General features: G+C 37.7%; 11 protein-coding genes. All 11 read left to right on the top strand.

What is annotated here, in order from left to right; genetic code table 11:
- The first annotated feature begins 99 nt into the window (after positions 1 to 99).
- The 11 genes from AAHJ11_RS11780 (at position 100) to AAHJ11_RS11730 (ending at position 17261) form a co-directional block, all read left to right on the top strand.
- Positions 100 to 3177, top strand: a complete 3078-nt coding sequence (locus AAHJ11_RS11780; RefSeq protein ID WP_259022047.1) for a SusC/RagA family TonB-linked outer membrane protein — start codon at positions 100 to 102, stop codon at positions 3175 to 3177.
- A 13-nt stretch (positions 3178 to 3190) separates the two neighbouring features.
- The gene (locus tag AAHJ11_RS11775; protein ID WP_148364049.1) at positions 3191 to 4687 is read left to right on the top strand and encodes a RagB/SusD family nutrient uptake outer membrane protein; all 1497 of its coding nucleotides are present in this window, start codon (positions 3191 to 3193) and stop codon (positions 4685 to 4687) included.
- Positions 4688 to 4714: 27 nt separating this feature from the next.
- Complete coding sequence (locus AAHJ11_RS11770) at positions 4715 to 7228, top strand: hypothetical protein (protein ID WP_148364050.1); 2514 nt, start codon at positions 4715 to 4717, stop codon at positions 7226 to 7228.
- A 90-nt stretch (positions 7229 to 7318) separates the two neighbouring features.
- Positions 7319 to 8923 carry a beta-N-acetylhexosaminidase gene (locus AAHJ11_RS11765; RefSeq protein ID WP_148364051.1) on the top strand — a complete coding sequence of 535 codons (1605 nt, stop codon included), beginning with the start codon at positions 7319 to 7321 and terminating at the stop codon, positions 8921 to 8923.
- Positions 8924 to 8941: 18 nt separating this feature from the next.
- On the top strand, positions 8942 to 10591 hold the full coding sequence (locus AAHJ11_RS11760) for a glycoside hydrolase family 32 protein (protein ID WP_148364052.1): 1650 nt from the start codon (positions 8942 to 8944) through the stop codon (positions 10589 to 10591).
- Positions 10592 to 10702: 111 nt separating this feature from the next.
- Entirely contained in the window at positions 10703 to 12019 is a 1317-nt protein-coding gene (locus AAHJ11_RS11755) for a sugar MFS transporter (RefSeq protein WP_148364053.1), read from the top strand.
- 32 nt (positions 12020 to 12051) lie between these two features.
- Positions 12052 to 13239, top strand: a complete 1188-nt coding sequence (nagA, locus tag AAHJ11_RS11750) for an N-acetylglucosamine-6-phosphate deacetylase (protein WP_148364054.1) — start codon at positions 12052 to 12054, stop codon at positions 13237 to 13239.
- Entirely contained in the window at positions 13220 to 14011 is a 792-nt protein-coding gene (locus AAHJ11_RS11745) for a glucosamine-6-phosphate deaminase (RefSeq protein WP_148364055.1), read from the top strand. Before nagA ends, AAHJ11_RS11745 begins: the two co-directional genes overlap by 20 nt.
- 6 nt (positions 14012 to 14017) lie before the next feature.
- The gene (locus AAHJ11_RS11740; protein ID WP_148364056.1) at positions 14018 to 15028 is read left to right on the top strand and encodes a Gfo/Idh/MocA family protein; all 1011 of its coding nucleotides are present in this window, start codon (positions 14018 to 14020) and stop codon (positions 15026 to 15028) included.
- A 4-nt stretch (positions 15029 to 15032) separates the two neighbouring features.
- Positions 15033 to 16439: a putative oxidoreductase C-terminal domain-containing protein gene (locus tag AAHJ11_RS11735; protein WP_148364057.1), complete on the top strand. Its 1407-nt coding sequence runs from the start codon at positions 15033 to 15035 to the stop codon at positions 16437 to 16439.
- A 51-nt stretch (positions 16440 to 16490) separates the two neighbouring features.
- Positions 16491 to 17261, top strand: coding sequence for an FAD:protein FMN transferase (locus tag AAHJ11_RS11730; protein ID WP_148364247.1), 771 nt, complete (start codon positions 16491 to 16493; stop codon positions 17259 to 17261).
- The last annotated feature ends 1 nt before the right edge of the window (position 17262 follow it).

The raw sequence follows: 17262 nt of genomic DNA, 5'->3' as shown, positions 1-17262 counted from the left end.
GCGTAAAATCAAATCGACACCTTGACATATCAAGCTATATTTGCACTATTAGGATATCCAATCAATAAACTGCAATGCCAAATTTAAATTTAATACAAGATGAAAATAAAACTATTGAAAAGCAAAATTCTGCGAGATGCATCACGAATAAATTTTTTACCGATATGCATCTTTATGTTCTTTTTCCTTTTTACTCCCTTTGTTTATTCCCAGAGTAGAAAGCAAATAACAGGAAGCGTACAAGATGTTCAAGGAAACCCTCTTATTGGAGTTAGTATCTTGGAAACCGGAACATCAAATGGGACCATCACAGATATGAATGGTACCTACTCTCTCAATATAAGTTCCACAAATGCAACACTAAGATTTTCATATATTGGCTATGAAGAACAACTAATTAAAATACAAGGTCGAAATGTCATCAATGTAAAGATGAATGAAGAAACTAGCAATTTAGATGAAGTCGTAGTGGTTGGCTATGGAGTACAACGAAAGTCCGACTTAACCGGAGCTATATCTTCCATTAATGCAGCTGAGACTCTAAAAAAAATGCCTGCGGCCCAAGTAGCCGATTTACTCCAAGGACGCATTGCCGGGCTTAGTATTGTAAACTCATCCGGAGCTGCAGGGGCTACCCCTACGCTACGTGTCCGCGGTGTAAACTCCATAAAAGCAGACGGTGGCCCATTAGTCGTTATCGATGGTTTTCCTGGTGGTAACCTCAGTGCTATAAATCCCGCAGATATAAAATCTATTGAAGTACTAAAAGATGCCTCATCAACAGCAATATATGGTTCAAGAGGAGCCAACGGTGTCATCTTGATTACAACAAAATCTCCTAAAGAGGGCAAATTATCAGTAGACTACAATGGTTATGTTGTTGCCGGAACACCAGCCGACAAACCTTCCATCATGCCCGTAAATGAGTTCGCCCGTATGGCCAATGATTGGAATCAGGCATATTATGGTAAAGACCTATATACAGAAAGACAAATCACTAATTTCACCAATGGATATGATACTTATGATTATATGGGAAATATCATCAATGATTATGCCATCAGCCATTCTCATGACATCAGCATCAAAGGAGGAAATGATAAAATGAGCTTCTTATTTTCCACTCAATATATTCATAATAAAGGAATTGCCGGCCATTCCACAAATGACAGATGGAACTATCGTTTAAAAGTGGATGCTAATATCACTAAAAAACTAAAATTTGGAGCTAATTTTTATGGAATGATTAATAGTGCTGCAGGAAATAACTTCTCCGGACAATACAGTCTACTCACTTTGGCACAACAATTTCCGCAAACTGTACTTCCGTATGATAAAGAAGGAAACCTCACCCAAGGAACTATCGACAATACCGGTATTTACAATCCAATAGGTTTCATTGATGAACAAAAAAAGAATAACAACGAGGATATGACTTTTAATAACTGGTTACAGGCATATATCAGTTATGAAATTATTCCCGGATTAACATTCAGAAATGAACAGCAAATAAATATAGGAAACCGTTTTTATGGAACCACAAGCAGCAAACAAAGTATGAATGGGTTCCTAAAAGGAAAATCATTAGCTACATATTATGATGCAAATTCATGGGGGTGGCGCATGACAAATACACTTAACTATACAAAGGAACTAAACAAAAATAATCGCATCAACGCTACTATTGGTGTAGAAGAAAGCCTATCACGTTCATACATCATGAGGCAGACTGCAGAAGGATTAACTTCCGAAAGCATCGGCTGGAAAAATATGATGTTGGCAGAAACCAGCAAACTAGAAGACAATGAGGTTAGCAAGACAACAGCCATATCGTATTTCGGACGAATCAACTATGTCTTAATGAACCGCTATATGGCCACAGTAACATTCAGAAGAGACGGTTCTTCCTTGTTGTCTTACGACCATAGATGGGATAACTTTCCTTCTTTCAGTCTGGCTTGGAATCTAAAAGAAGAATCATTCCTTAAAAATATTAATTCTTTAGACCAATTGAAACTAAGATATGGATATGGAGTTTCCGGAAACCAGGCAGTAGCAGTTTATTCGGCATATACACAATATAATGCAACAATAGGAAACGGCCAAATAGCTTATACGCTTGTCCCGGGTAATCCTATATTAAAATGGGAAAAAACACATCAACATAACTATGGGGTCGATGCTGCTTTTCTAAATGGCAGAATTTCATTCACATTCGATTATTACGACAAAAAAACAAAAGATGCCATTAATACTGTAGTTCTCCCGGCAGATACAGGTTTATCATCCGGACTAAGAAACGCTGCTGAAATCAGCAACAAGGGGTTTGAAATTACTTTGGGAATCACTCCGCTTACGACAAAAGACTTCTATTGGAAAGCCGACATTTCATTGGCTCACAATAAAGCTAAAATTGAAAAATTAGGAGATATAGATTCGGATTTCATGGAAATAGGCACAGGATGGGGAAATTCATTCTATCGTTACTTTGTAGGAGAACCGATCGGTGCAATCTACGGTCTTCAATCCACGGGAGTATGGAGTACCGAAGAGTATAATAACCCTGATATTAAAAAACCAACTTCTCCTACAGTAAGACCCGGCTCTTACAAATACGTTGATCAAGACGATAGTGGAACTATAGATGCAGATGATTATGTCATTATTGGTAACGGGCAACCCAAATTCAATTGGGGAATGAATAATTCATTTACCTATAAAAACTTTGACTTGAATATTTTCTTAATCGGTTTTCATGGATTTGATATTTACAATTACCCAAGAGCCAGACTTACAAGTTCCTTATCTCCATTCCCCGAATTAGCCGAACGCTGGATTGCAGGCAAAAATGAGAATGCAATTATTGCCGGATTCGGTAAGGACCGGGACGCTATAACAAGCCCTGAAACGGTAGCATCATCTACATTTATAGAAAAAGGAGATTTCGTAAAATTGAAAAGTATTACTTTAGGTTATAATTTCTCCAAAGGTTTATTGTCAAAAATAAATCTAAGTGCAGCGAGAGTATATTTTTCGATAAAGAATGTTTGTACAATCACCAAATATTCCGGAAACGATCCTGAATTGTCAATAAGTAACCCTCTACGCCCCGGACTTGATATGGGAACTTATCCCAGTCAAAGAGAATATCTACTTGGCTTAAATGTTTCATTCTAAATACAAGAATACAATGAAAAAATATATATTCATACTTCTGACAAGTTTTTCTTTAACTTCTTGCGTAGACTTATTGCAAGAACCGCAAAGCAAATTAACGCCTGCCACCATCGAGTTGACAGAACAAACTCTTGAAAGCATGACCAATGGGCTTTACAAAGATTTATGGGGAGAAAATTTCGGCTTTAACTGCCGGTTGGCATCACTCGCATTGGCTGGTGACGATATGACTTCAGGTGCTTTGGACAAAGTAAGGAATGTTTTGGACGATCAACTAAAAGTTCCAATAGATAATGCAGATGTGCTAAATTTATGGAAATATTTTTATCAAACAATATACTCTGCAAATAATATAATATATCTAATCAATGAAAACGAAAATCTCGACACCCAAATAAGTAATAAGTATTTAGGAGAAGCCTATTTCTTCAGAGCCTTATCCTATTTCTATATCGTAAGATATTGGGGAGATGCTCCTGCTATTACAGACCCTAACTCAAGTACAGACATAGATGGGAGTAGTAATATGCCACGTAAACCGGTGAAAGACATCTATGAAAGAATAATTCTTCCTGATTTAAGTAATGCAATCAACCTGCTACCATTACAAAGCCGTGACAATAACAATCAGGCTCCAACCACCTGGGCCGCCAAGACTTTGCTTAGTGACGTATATATAACCATGGCTGGATGGCCATTAAAAGAAGAAAATTATTATGCAGAAGCTGCTAAAACTGCAAAAGATATCATCGAAAACGGACCTTACGATCTGGTCGGTGAATATAAAGATCTTTGGATGAACGCTAAAAAGACGGATAAAACTGAACATATATTCGCACTACAGCATTCACTGTCTTATTTACCAAGCCAATACGGCATATCCTATCTTGGAAAAGAAGAAAATGGCTGGTATGACTATGTAGGTGATCCTGTATTCTTCAAAAACTTCCCTAATGACAAAAGAAAAGAATTCTGCTATATTACATCAACCGTGGATACTAAAGGAAATCGGATTGACTGGGAAGACTTTGATATAGGCGCACCTTTTATCCAGAAATACAGGAACTATGGAGGCTGTGGAACATACGGTATTGATGGAAACACCTCTACACGTAGTTCACTTTCAGAAGGTCTCACTCCTATTTACAGATTTGCAGACGTATTGCTAATTTATGCCGAAGCCAGCAATAAAGCAGAGGGTTCCCCCAACACTCTTGCGTATAAATGTTTAAATAGAGTCAGAGACAGAGCATTTGGAGATCAAAGTCATCAATATGCAGGTTTAACACCAGAAAAATTTGCAGATGCGGTATTCGATGAATTTGGCTGGGAAAATGTATTTGAATTCAAAAGATGGTTCCAATTGGTAAGAACAGAAAAAGTAGACGAGGCTATAGGCAAGAATGCAGCAATTGGAGCGAGATTAAACGCTAATAAAGAGAATTATCTTTTCCCGATACCTGTAAGACAATGCGAACTCAGAGGTTGGAAAAACAACCCTGGCTATTAAGTAATTTATCACAAAATCAAGAACTATATGAAAACATCAGAGATTAAATGGTTGACCATGTTACTATTCACTGCCATGCTGTTCATTACTGCATGTAGTGACGACACCATTCGTCCTCCTTATTTAGAAGAGGAAATTGAACCTACTCCGGAAACAAAAGAATTTGTTGTTTACGATGCGATGAGTTATAAAAATAAACCGGATCTTACATCGGATATGATCTCTAACATACGCTTAATTTATGAAGCTTTCTTGTTAACTAATGAAGAGATTGATATGGATAAAGTTGCTACTCAAATCAGTATCACAAAAACATCCAACTATCAAGCCGTCAGCACTGACATTGAAGCTTGGTATTCAAACAAGACCGATGAAGAAATTAAAACCGGATTGAAAACCGTATTTGACGCTTTTAAAAAAGAAATTCCCAGTTGTACTGTCGGTAATTATGGTATACCTGTGAGCGATTTAAATGTTTTCAGATATAATAGAACTGAACCAGAAGAAGAGATTATTAAATTATGGAAGAAAAACAGCGAAAGAAGGCTCTCTGCCGGTGAAGTTTCAGATGTTCTTTATCCCTCATTATATATCATGACTCCGGACGTAGATCAATGGCTGAAAGATTTGAAAACGACAGTAGAATATATCAAAGAGAAATTTCCTGATAAAAAGATTATCGGATATATCTGGCCGCAATATTATAATCTCAAAAACAATCCTGACTATATGAAATTCATTCCTGCTGAAAAATGGGATAAGATACTGGAAGGATGTTATACATATTTAGATGGAGCAGTGATATGGTCGAATGGAAAAGGTGAAGATGGTGAAACTGACGTTGCGTGGAATGACACAAAAGTCCAGGCAATGTATAGTGCTACAAAAACATTTATCGAACGGCACAAAGCTAACATTAAATTAGACAAGCCGATAGGCGGTGGCGATGATGGCGGATCAGAGCCTACAGAATTCTATGTATATGGTTCATTAAATTTCCAGAATACTCCTTCAAATCTATTAAGCTATGGTATACAACCCATATCAGTAATCAGTGAAGCTAATGTTTCCGAAACAGAAAAGCAAGGTAGTGTATATCCTCCTGTCATCGACAAGATCAAGAATTTAGCAACTGATGCCACACATCCAGTTTGTATATCTATCAGTACATGGCATGCGGACCGTTCTACAGATAATAGTGCAATGATGTCACGTTTCCAAACTGTATATAGCACATTCAAAGATAATAACTCAAAAGTTACAATCGGGTATCGTGGTGTTGGTCCCACAAGTCTCACCTCTCTCAGAGTCACCAACTATACTCAATCTGATTTTCAAAGAAATGACTCATGGCAGAGATACGCGGTAGAACCCATGAGAGGAATCAGGGAATATGCGGATGTATTATATCCTGAAGTTACAATCATCAATGACGATTTGGATACCTGGAAACAAGATTGCTCCGCAATTCTGGAAGAAGCTAAGTGGAACAATCCAAACAAGAAAATATTCGCCTGTATCATGACTAATTATTTCAACAAGACAGGAACTATACCAGAAGACTATGAAGCTTTTGCCGATGCATACAAGCCAATCAAGGAAGCTACCTGGTTGAATGCTCTTGAATATTTGTACCGAAGATGTGATGGTATTGTCATTATCGGTAATTGCCAAAAAAATGACCCTATCGAATATAGTGAAAACTTAGGTATCATGAAGGCTACAAAAACTTTCTACGAAAATCATAAAAATATTATCGACAAGACATTACCCGAAGAAGAAAAGCCTGCTACTGATAACCTAATTACAAATGGCGGATTTGAGGATAAGATAGAGCCATCTTCCATAGCCCCCGTTGTACATACAAACGAACTTGTCCGCCCTCTAAGGCTTAGCGGTTTCTTTGATACTACAGCACAAAAAACATTTCCTACAGCAGATGGTGCCATTACTGTTCCTGATAATGTCTGGTTCCATAGATGTAACAATAACTCATGGTTCTGGTTTACCTATATTGATGATACATCTATTACCTATGCAGGTGGCGGGACACCAATCTCACATTCTGGGAACAAATCTGTAGTTATTTATACTGCAGCTAATGCTGATGCAGCTAAATATAGCAGTCATGCCAATAATTTAGAACACCTTCAGGGAGTTGCACAACGTTTATCCCTGGATGACAGCAAAAAATACAAACTACAATTTTTCTATTATCGTCCAAATCTTGTTTGGGGTACAACGAATGTTGCTGCAAATATAAACCATGCAGAAAAAATAGTCGTGGGAATTGTGTCCTCAACAGGAGCAAACACAAATACAGACTATACGTATGAAAAAGTTATCACGTTAGAGAAAACAGAAGGTTGGAAAGAATATAATATCACTTTTGATCTTCCCGATATTATCCAGAAAAATCCAGGTAAAAGTTTTGAAAAATGTGCCATATTTTTCAACATTGTACCGGAGATAGACAGTGCACAAAAGACACTGAAAACATTAGTCAATCTAGATGACATCAGTTTAACAGAAACGAAATAACAGAACATTCTTTAATTACAGTTTAATATAAATGGAATCTTAACTCATTTATATTAAACTGTAATATTCTTCATTTTATCCGATAAAAACATGAATAAAATTCTTCTAATATTATTTCTCATTGGAAACATATTAAATACTACCATCATACGTGGACAGAATACTTGTCCTCTAATTCCATGTCCACAAAACAGTAGTAGGATAAATGAAACATTCCAACTATCAAACAGATGTGTTATTGTATATAACGAAGAGTTTGAACCTCAAGCTTACCTTTTACAGAAAGAGCTTCTCCGATATACTTCAATCGCCGTAAGCACACTTCCTGATAAAGAAACTCAGAATTCAAACATAGTATACAATATTATAAAACTCAAGAAAGGCTATAAATTCAAAACAGAAGGATATTCTTTAAAAATGCATACCAAAGACATAACTATTACAGCCGAACAACCAAGCGGAATGATAAATGGTATCATGTCTCTAATTCAATTAACTAGATTATCCACGCAACAAGCCCCCCTTGTACCTATCGAGTGCTGGGAAATAGAGGACAACCCTTTATATGCCTGGAGAGGTTTTATGTTAGATGAGGCCCGTCATTTCTGGGGTATAAAAAAAGTAAAACAGATTTTAAACTGGATGGCCCTTTATAAACTAAATAGGTTCCATTGGCATCTAACCGATTCCCAAGGTTGGAGAATAGAAATAAAAAAATATCCCAAACTAGCCCTCATAGGAGGAATCGGCAATTATGGAGAAGAATACACTCCTGCTCAATTCTACACACAAGAAGAAATAAAAGAAATCGTAACTTATGCTCTAGAACGAAACATCCACATTATACCTGAAATCGATATGCCGGGACATGCATCTGCAGCTTCTAAAGCATATCCGGAATTTAGCGGTGGCGGTTCTCCTAAATATCCTGGATATACCTTTAATCCCGGGAAAGATTCCGTATACACTTATTTAACGGACATCCTAAAAGAAGTAGATGCGCTGTTCCCCTCGCAAGTAATCCACCTTGGAGGAGATGAAGTACATTATGGCAATCAGGATTGGAATACTAACAAGGATATCCAAGACTTGATGAAACATGAAAAAATGAAGAATTTAAAAGACGTAGAAAATTACTTTTTTCAAAGGATGGCTGATTCTCTTCTGCTTATTCATAACAAAGTTGCAGCTTGGGACGAAGTTGCTGATTCCCAATTATCTCCTGAACATACCATCGTATTTTTCTGGAGACAGAATAGACCTGAACAACTCCAGAAATCATTAGCTAGAAAATTTAATATTGTATTATGTCCACGATTACCAATGTATCTTGATTATGCACAAGACACTTTACAAGTACATGGGGTTGACTGGAGAAAATTTTCATGCAACTCTTATCAGAAAGTATATTCTTTCAGTCCACAAGATATACCAGTCAAATATCCTAAAAATTGTAACATACTAGGAATACAAGCTAATCTATGGACAGAGCGTATTGAAACAGAGGACAGACTCGATTATATGCTATTTCCTCGGATAGCAGCGCTAGCTGAAAATGCATGGACAAAAGAAATGAATAAGAATATCAATTCTTTCAATATACGTCTAAAAAAACAATTTGATTTATATAAGAAAGATCATATCTACTATTCAGATCCTTTTACCCCTAAAGAGACTGGAGAACCAGTTAGATAAAATCAACAATCAAAAAAAATGATCAGAGTTAATATTTACACGTTTCTATTTTGTACGATATTCCTTGCAATAGGATGTTATGCTCAACAGGCATCTTATCCCAAATCAAAGATATTACAAAAAAACTTTTCCAACAATCTTAAAGATCAATTAAGAGAACTAGAAAAAGATTCTTTCGTACAATATTTAAACGAATGCCGGGAAGAATGGAAGAACAACCCCTACAGACCAATCTATCACTTTTCTAGTCCGGAAAGTATTTTGCACGATCCTAACGGTTTATGCTATTGGCAGGGGAATTGGCATTTATTTTATCAATATTTGCCCTCTAAAGATTTTAGACAACACTGGGGACATGCAGTCAGTCATGATTTAATTCACTGGAAAGATCTGCCCATAGCTTTATATCCCAGCCCGGAAAACATGTGTTATTCCGGTGCCACCCTAGCCGAAAAAGACAAAGTCATAGCTATGTATTATGGAGTTGACTTAGGAGATATTGTGGCTACATCCAACGATCCGTTATTACTAAACTGGGAAAAGGTAGCAACACCGGCCATTCCAAGAGTAAAATCAGGAGAGACTCTGCCATACTATGTGTTTGACCCTGCCATTTGGAAAGAAGACAGCATATACTATGCCGTGACGGGAGGACGGACAAATACAGGTCCTGGTAACAAAGCGATGCGATCAACTTCTCTTTTCTCTTCAAAAGACTTAAAAAACTGGAAATACGAACATAACTTCATGAAAAATGAATGTTTCTTACCACCAGGAGAGGATGCTTCATGTCCATACTTTTGGCCAATAGGAAACAGATACATCTTTTTATTTTTTAGCCATACAACCGGTAGCCAGTATTTATTAGGAGACTACGATAAAGAAGAACATTGTTTTTATCCAACATTTCACGGACGTTTCAACTTCATGTCTTTTCTCCCCGGAGGGGTACATGCTCCAAGCGCAACAAGTGATGGCAAAGGAGGAGTTATAGTTATACATAACATGCATACAGGCAAAAAATCTCCCGGCTGGAGAGGTATTACAACACTTCCGAGAAAACTCACATTAGACAAATGTGACACAATCAACATACAACCTTATGGAGATTATAAATCACTCCGTACCCACCATCAACATATAGATAAGACCCATCTACCGGCAAACAAAGAAATCATAATCGATAACATACAGGGAAATGCACTTGAAATCAAAGCTGAGATCAATATAAAATCTTCACCAATGATAGAAATGAATGTTCTACGTTCACCTGATAAAGAGGAATTTACTTCTATCAAATTTTTCAAAGATAGAGGAGTTGACTTAGTCAGAACAAATCCTGCACTGAAAAATCAAAGATGGAGTTTGATTTCACTTGAAACCGCCCACTCTTCCATACTCCCGGATGTAATATCCAGAGCACCAGAACTTGCTCCTGTATATCTTAAGCCGAACGAAACGCTTAAGTTACATATATTTATAGACAAAAGTATTATTGAAATCTTTGTTAATGACAAACAAGTAGTAACAACCCGAGTTTATCCAGGCAAAAAAGAAAGTGTAGGGATTTCTCTAAAATCACAAGGAAGAGATGCTACTCTTATTAGTATGGATGTCTGGCAAATGAAAAGCATATACAAAGAGCTACAGAATGATTTTATAAAATAATACTTGATAAGAATACGTTTTTTGAATATGATTTTTCGCTTTTTCATCAATCCATAAACCAAAGAAAGCATACTTTTGCTTTAAATAATTACTCAATAGAACACAGTTACTATGAAAAATAAGAACCTATCAAACGAAAAAAAAACCTACTACATCTCAATAGCCATTCTAGCCGGAATGTTCTTTATTTTTGGATTTGTATCCTGGGTCAACTCCATACTCATTCCTTATTTCCGTATATCCTGCGAACTTACACATTTCGAATCCTACTTTGTAGCATTTGCTTTCTACATTGCCTATTTTGTGATGGCTGTTCCATCAGGGATACTATTAAAGAAAGTAGGCTTCAAACGAGGAATCATGTATGGCTTTATGTTAACCGCATTAGGAGCCTTCATATTTGTTCCAGCCGCTTTAGCTCGACAATTCGAAATTTTCCTGATCGGTTTGTTCTCCATAGGAACAGGTCTGGCAATCCTGCAAACGGCAGCTAATCCGTACGTAACCATTATTGGTCCGATTGACAGCGCTGCCCGCCGTATCAGTATCATGGGTATATGTAACAAGTTTGCCGGAATTATTTCTCCTCTCATTTTCGCCGCATTGATTCTAAAAGCTGATGACAGCGAACTTTTTGCCCTGATAGAATCGGGTACACTGGACACTATAACCCAAAGTGTTATGCTTGACGAACTGATACAACGTGTCATCGTTCCGTACACTATACTAGGAATACTACTTTTATTAGCGGGTATCGTCATTCGATATTCTGTCTTACCCGAAATTAATACGGATGAACAGAACGCGACAGACGAAAAAGAAAGCGGTCATAGTAATCAGAAAAACATTTTTGGTTTTCCATACCTTATTTTAGGCGCATTGGCTATCTTCTTTCACGTAGGAACACAAGTAATAGCCATTGATACCATCATCAATTATGCCAATTCCATGGGCATGGATCTATTGGAGGCAAAAGCATTTCCCTCATATACTCTGGCATGTACGATGATCGGCTATATATTAGGGATCATCGTAATTCCTAAATATATCTCACAGAAAAACGCACTGATTATATGTACAGTACTAGGATTATTCCTTTCATTCGGAGTTGTATTTGCCGACTTTAATGTAACCCTTTTCGGCCATCAAGCCAATGCCTCCATCTTTTTTCTCAATGCATTAGGCTTCCCAAATGCACTGATTTATGCAGGTATCTGGCCGTTATCCATTCATGGCTTGGGAAAGTTTACCAAAACAGGTTCCTCACTGTTAATCATGGGACTCTGCGGAAATGCAATCCTTCCGTTAGTTTATGGTCATTTTGCTGAAATATACGATTTATGTATCGGCTATTGGGTATTAATCCCCTGCTTCCTTTATCTTGTATTCTTTGCTGTCAAAGGACACAAAATCACTTCATGGAGATAAAAAACAAATGAATAAACCTCAAACAATATAAAATGAAGAGACTAATCATTCTAAACGGACAACTCATCTTTCCTGATCGCATAGATACGGGCAAGGCATTGATTTGCAAAAACGGAAAGATCGAACAAATCCTTGCCGACAAAATGCTTGAGATAAACCCAGACGACCAAATAATAGATGCCAAACAACAATATGTATCTCCTGGTTTTATCGATATGCATGTTCATGGAGGTGGCGGACATGATTTCATGGACGGAACAGTAGAGGCATTTCTAAGAATAGCGGAAGTTCATGCGAAGTATGGAACAACAGCTATGGTGCCTACAACTCTGACCTGCACCGATGAAGAGTTAATGAATACTTTTACTATTTATAAAAAAGCGAAAGTTCTGAATAATAAAGGTGCTAAATTTATAGGTATACATCTTGAAGGTCCTTATTTTTCACCTTCCCAGTGTGGAGCACAAGACCCTAATTATCTTAAAAAACCATGTCCGAAAGAATATAACCATTTTATAAATATCTCACAGGATATTGTACGCTGGAGCGTTGCGCCAGAATTGGAAGGAGCTATCGAAATGGGGGAAGAGTTGCAAAGACAGCATATCCTCCCTTCCATTGCACATACTGACGCAACCTATGAAGAGGTGGAAAAAGCAAACAAAGCCGGATATACTCATATAACTCACTTATATTCGGCCATGTCATCCGTAACACGCAGAAATGCTTTTCGACATGCAGGAGTAGTGGAAGCTGCCTATTTGATTGATGATATAACAGTCGAAATCATCGCTGACGGTATACATCTCCCCAAGCCGCTCCTTCAATTTGTTTATAAATTCAAAGGACCTGACAAAACCGCACTCTGTACCGATGCTATGCGAGGCGCTGGAATGCCAGATGGAGAGTCCATTCTAGGAAGCCTGACTAACGGACAAAAAGTTATTATTGAAGATGGCGTTGCAAAAATGCCGGATCGTTCTGCTTTTGCAGGTAGTGTAGCCACCACTGACCGTTTAGTTAGAACCATGGTACAATTAGCTGGCATCCCCCTCACCGATGCTATCCGCATGATGACACTCACCCCTGCCCGCATTTTACACATTGACGCATCAAAAGGTTCTCTTGAAGCAGGTAAAGATGCTGACATTATCATTTTCGACAATCAAATCAATGTTATTAACACAATATCAGAAGGCCATGTTATCTATAGTAAATGAATCTGAAACCAAAGTATTTCAACAAGAGCTATTAACCATTAAAATTTACCCCACTCTCCAACAAATGGGCAATGAAGCCGCAAAGGAAGTAGCTGACAGAATCTGCAAGCTCTTGGAAGAAAAGGCTGAAATCAATATGATCTTTGCCGCCGCTCCTTCACAAGACGAATTTTTAAATCATCTAATCCATGATAAGCGAATAGATTGGACCAGAATCAACGCCTTCCATATGGATGAATACATAGGTATTCATCCGGACGCGCCACAAAGTTTCGGGCATTTCCTCCGTATTCGTATCTTTGACAAAGTTCCTTTCAAAAAGGTGAACTACCTGAATGGACTCGCAGAGAGTCTTGAAGAGGAATGCAAACGATATGCCGATCTGCTTACTAAATATCCAGTAGACATTGTTTGCCTGGGTATCGGAGAAAACGGACATATTGCTTTCAATGATCCGGATGTAGCCGATTTCAATGATCCCAAACTGGTGAAAATCGTAAAACTTGATCCGGTATGCCGCCAACAGCAAGTTAACGAAAAATGCTTCGAAAGACTAGATTTAGTACCTAAAGAAGCTTTGACACTAACAATACCTGCTTTACTAAAGGCCGAATGGATGTTTTGTATTGTTCCTTTCAAGAATAAAGCTCATGCGGTATATCGAGCCATTTACGGTGAAATTTCAGAAAAATGTCCAGCAAGTATATTGCGAAGAAAAGAAAAATCTTCGCTATATTTGGACACCGAAAGTGCAGAACAGATAAATCTATAACCAATCATGAAAAACAGAATCACTCTTTTCTTTGTATTGCTGATGATCAGTACCAGTATATACGCACAAAAAGTAATGAGAATAGGAATTATCGGTTTGGACACCTCCCATTCTACCGCTTTTACTGAATTGATCAATAGCAGCTCGGACGAAACATTTTCTAAAGATTTCCGGGTAGTAGCCGCCTATCCATATGGTTCTAAAACAATTCAATCCAGTTATGAACGTATTCCCGGATATATTGAAAAAGTAAAGGCACAAGGAGTAGAAATCACCTCTTCCATAGCAGACTTATTGGAAAAAGTGGATTGCGTACTTCTAGAAACGAATGACGGACGGCTTCACTTGGAGCAAGCAATGGAGGTCTTCAAAGCCGGTAAAATCTGCTATATAGACAAGCCTATCGGAGCTACATTAGGAGATGCCATTGCTATCTATGAGATGGCGGAAAAATACAATATACCAATCTTCTCATCCTCTGCCTTGCGGTTTACTCCTCAAAATCAAAAACTACGAAACAGTGAACTAGGGCAAATCTTAGGAGCTGACTGCTATTCTCCACATAAAGTGGAACCCACTCATCCAGATTTCGGTTTTTATGGAATCCATGGAATTGAGGCTCTGTATACAGTCATGGGTACGGGATGCGAATCCGTCAATCGCATGTCTTCCGACAAAGGGGATATTGTAGTGGGACGTTGGAAGGATGGAAGAATCGGCACATTCCGAGGAATCACCAAAGGACCGCAAATTTACGGAGGGACAGCTTTTACCTCGAAAGGCGCAATAGCCGTTGGAGGATATCAGGGATATAAAGTGCTCCTTGAACAAATATTAATATTCTTCCGAACCGGAGTTCCACCTATTTCAAAAGAAGAAACGATTGAAATCTTCACTTTTATGAAAGCCTCTAATATGAGTAAAGAGCAAAATAGCAAGATTATTACACTGAAAGAAGCGTATCAGAAAGGCTGGAAAGATGCACAGAAATTAGTCAAGGTTTATAATAAGAAATAAAAGGATGAAACTCGCATACAACATTAGATTTTTAGTGTTTTTATTGGTGGTTGCCTCATGCTCTTTATCTAAAAGACAGACTACCGATGAAGCAGATATAAGCGGATATCATAAAATAGATCTGATTGTACTCGATCCCGGACATTTCCATGCCAGCCTGCTTCAAAAAGAGACGTTGACAGATGTCAGTGACACCATCCGGATATATGCCCCCGAAGGAACAGGCGTCAATCAATATCTGGAAAGCATTGATTCTTATAACCAGCGGGCAGAATCTCCTACGACATGGAAAAAACAAGTATATACCGGAGATGACTATCTCCAGAAAATGCTTGCCGATCATAAAGGTAATGTAGTAGTATTGGCTGGAAACAATCAGAAAAAGACGCGCTATATCATGGAGTCTATCAAAGCCGGATATCATGTCCTTGCCGATAAGCCACTGGCTATCAATCTACAGGATTTCAAGTTATTGACAGAAGCCTATCAACTCGCCCAAAAAAAGAATCTTCTTTTATACGATCTGATGACGGAACGATATGATATCCTCAATATCATAGAAAAAGAGCTTTTGCATCAGACGGAATTATTCGGAAATTTACAAAAAGGTTCACCGGACAATCCATCTGTCATAATGGAAAGCGTACATCATTTTTTCAAGACTGTTTCCGGCAAACCATTAATTCGCCCGGCATGGTATTATGATGTAGAGCAACAAGGAGAAGGCATTGCAGATGTTACAACACATCTGATCGACCTCATCAACTGGCAATGTTTTCCTGATGAAACGATTCATTATCTATCGGATGTCACTGTGAATGCCGCCAAACACTGGCCAACTCCAATTACATTAGCAGAGTTCAGTCAATCGACACAAATCGATTCTTTTCCCGCTTATCTTAACCGATACATAAAAAACGATGTATTGGAGGTGATGGCAAACGGAAGTCTCAACTATACCGTTAAAGGGATTTGTATAGGAATGAAAGTCACATGGAATTATACTCCACCCACCAACGGAGGAGATACATTTACTTCCATAAAGAAAGGAAGTAAAGCCACTTTAAAAATCGTTCAGGATAAAAAAAATGGATTTGTAAAAGAGCTATATATACAGAAAGAATCGGACATTGACAATCGGACATTTGAAGCTCAATTGCAAAAAACAGTGGAACAGCTTCAAATAACTTATCCGTTCTTATCTGTCAAAAACAAAAAGAATGGAACTTATCTGATTGACATACCACAGGAAAAACGATTAGGACACGAAGAACATTTCAGCAAAGTGGCAAAGGCTTTCCTGCATTATGTACACAATCAGGATACGCCGAAATGGGAAAATGAAAATACACTAGCTAAATATTACATTACTACTACTGCTGTAGAAATGGCAAAGAAAGGAAACAAATAAACAAAACAATAGGTGTTAGAAACAAGATGCAAATATTATGAAAATGAAGCCATGTTTCATGGCTTCATTCCTCATATCATGGGGACCCGATTCGATATCCTGCTCATTCATTCCGATATCGACCGATTGAATACACTTTGGGCAGATATCACCTATGAGCTGGAGCGATTGAATAAAATATTAAATCGTTTTGATCCTCATAGTGAAGTTTCCAAGATTAATAATCATGCTTCTCAAAGCAAGATTCAAATCAGCAAAGAGATGGAATCAATCTTACAGCTTTGCTCATACTATTATGAGACCACTTCACACTTATTCGACATTACATTAAAAAACTTCTCCAGAATACAACTTCATGAATATTCATGCATCTCCTTTATATCTCCTGATATTTCACTTGATTTTGGAGGTTTTGCCAAAGGATATGCTTTGAAAAAAATAAGAGAATTCATTGAACAGGAGAATATTAGTGATGCATTTGCTAATTTTGGAAACAGTTCGATCCTGGGTATGGGACATCATCCTTATGGAGATTGTTGGAAAGTCAGTTTTCTGAACCCGTACAATCAGTCTCTTCTAAAAGAATTCGATCTGCAGGATACAACATTATCCACTTCCGGTAATACGTTACAATATACCGGACACATTATGAATCCGCTTACAGGCATATTTAATGAACAACGAAAAGCAAGTTCTATCCTGTCCCCCGACCCGTTGGAAGCCGAAGTTCTTAGTACGGTCTGGATGATTGCCAATGAACAGGAACAAAAAAAGATTTCAGAAAAGTTCAATAATATACAAGCAACCCTATACAATTTATGAT

It is taken from the genome of Bacteroides sp. 90-K9/2, assembly GCF_047310725.1.
Taxonomy (GTDB): Bacteria; Bacteroidota; Bacteroidia; order Bacteroidales; family Bacteroidaceae; genus Bacteroides; species Bacteroides vicugnae.
This window is presented reverse-complemented; position numbering and strand designations above follow the sequence as displayed.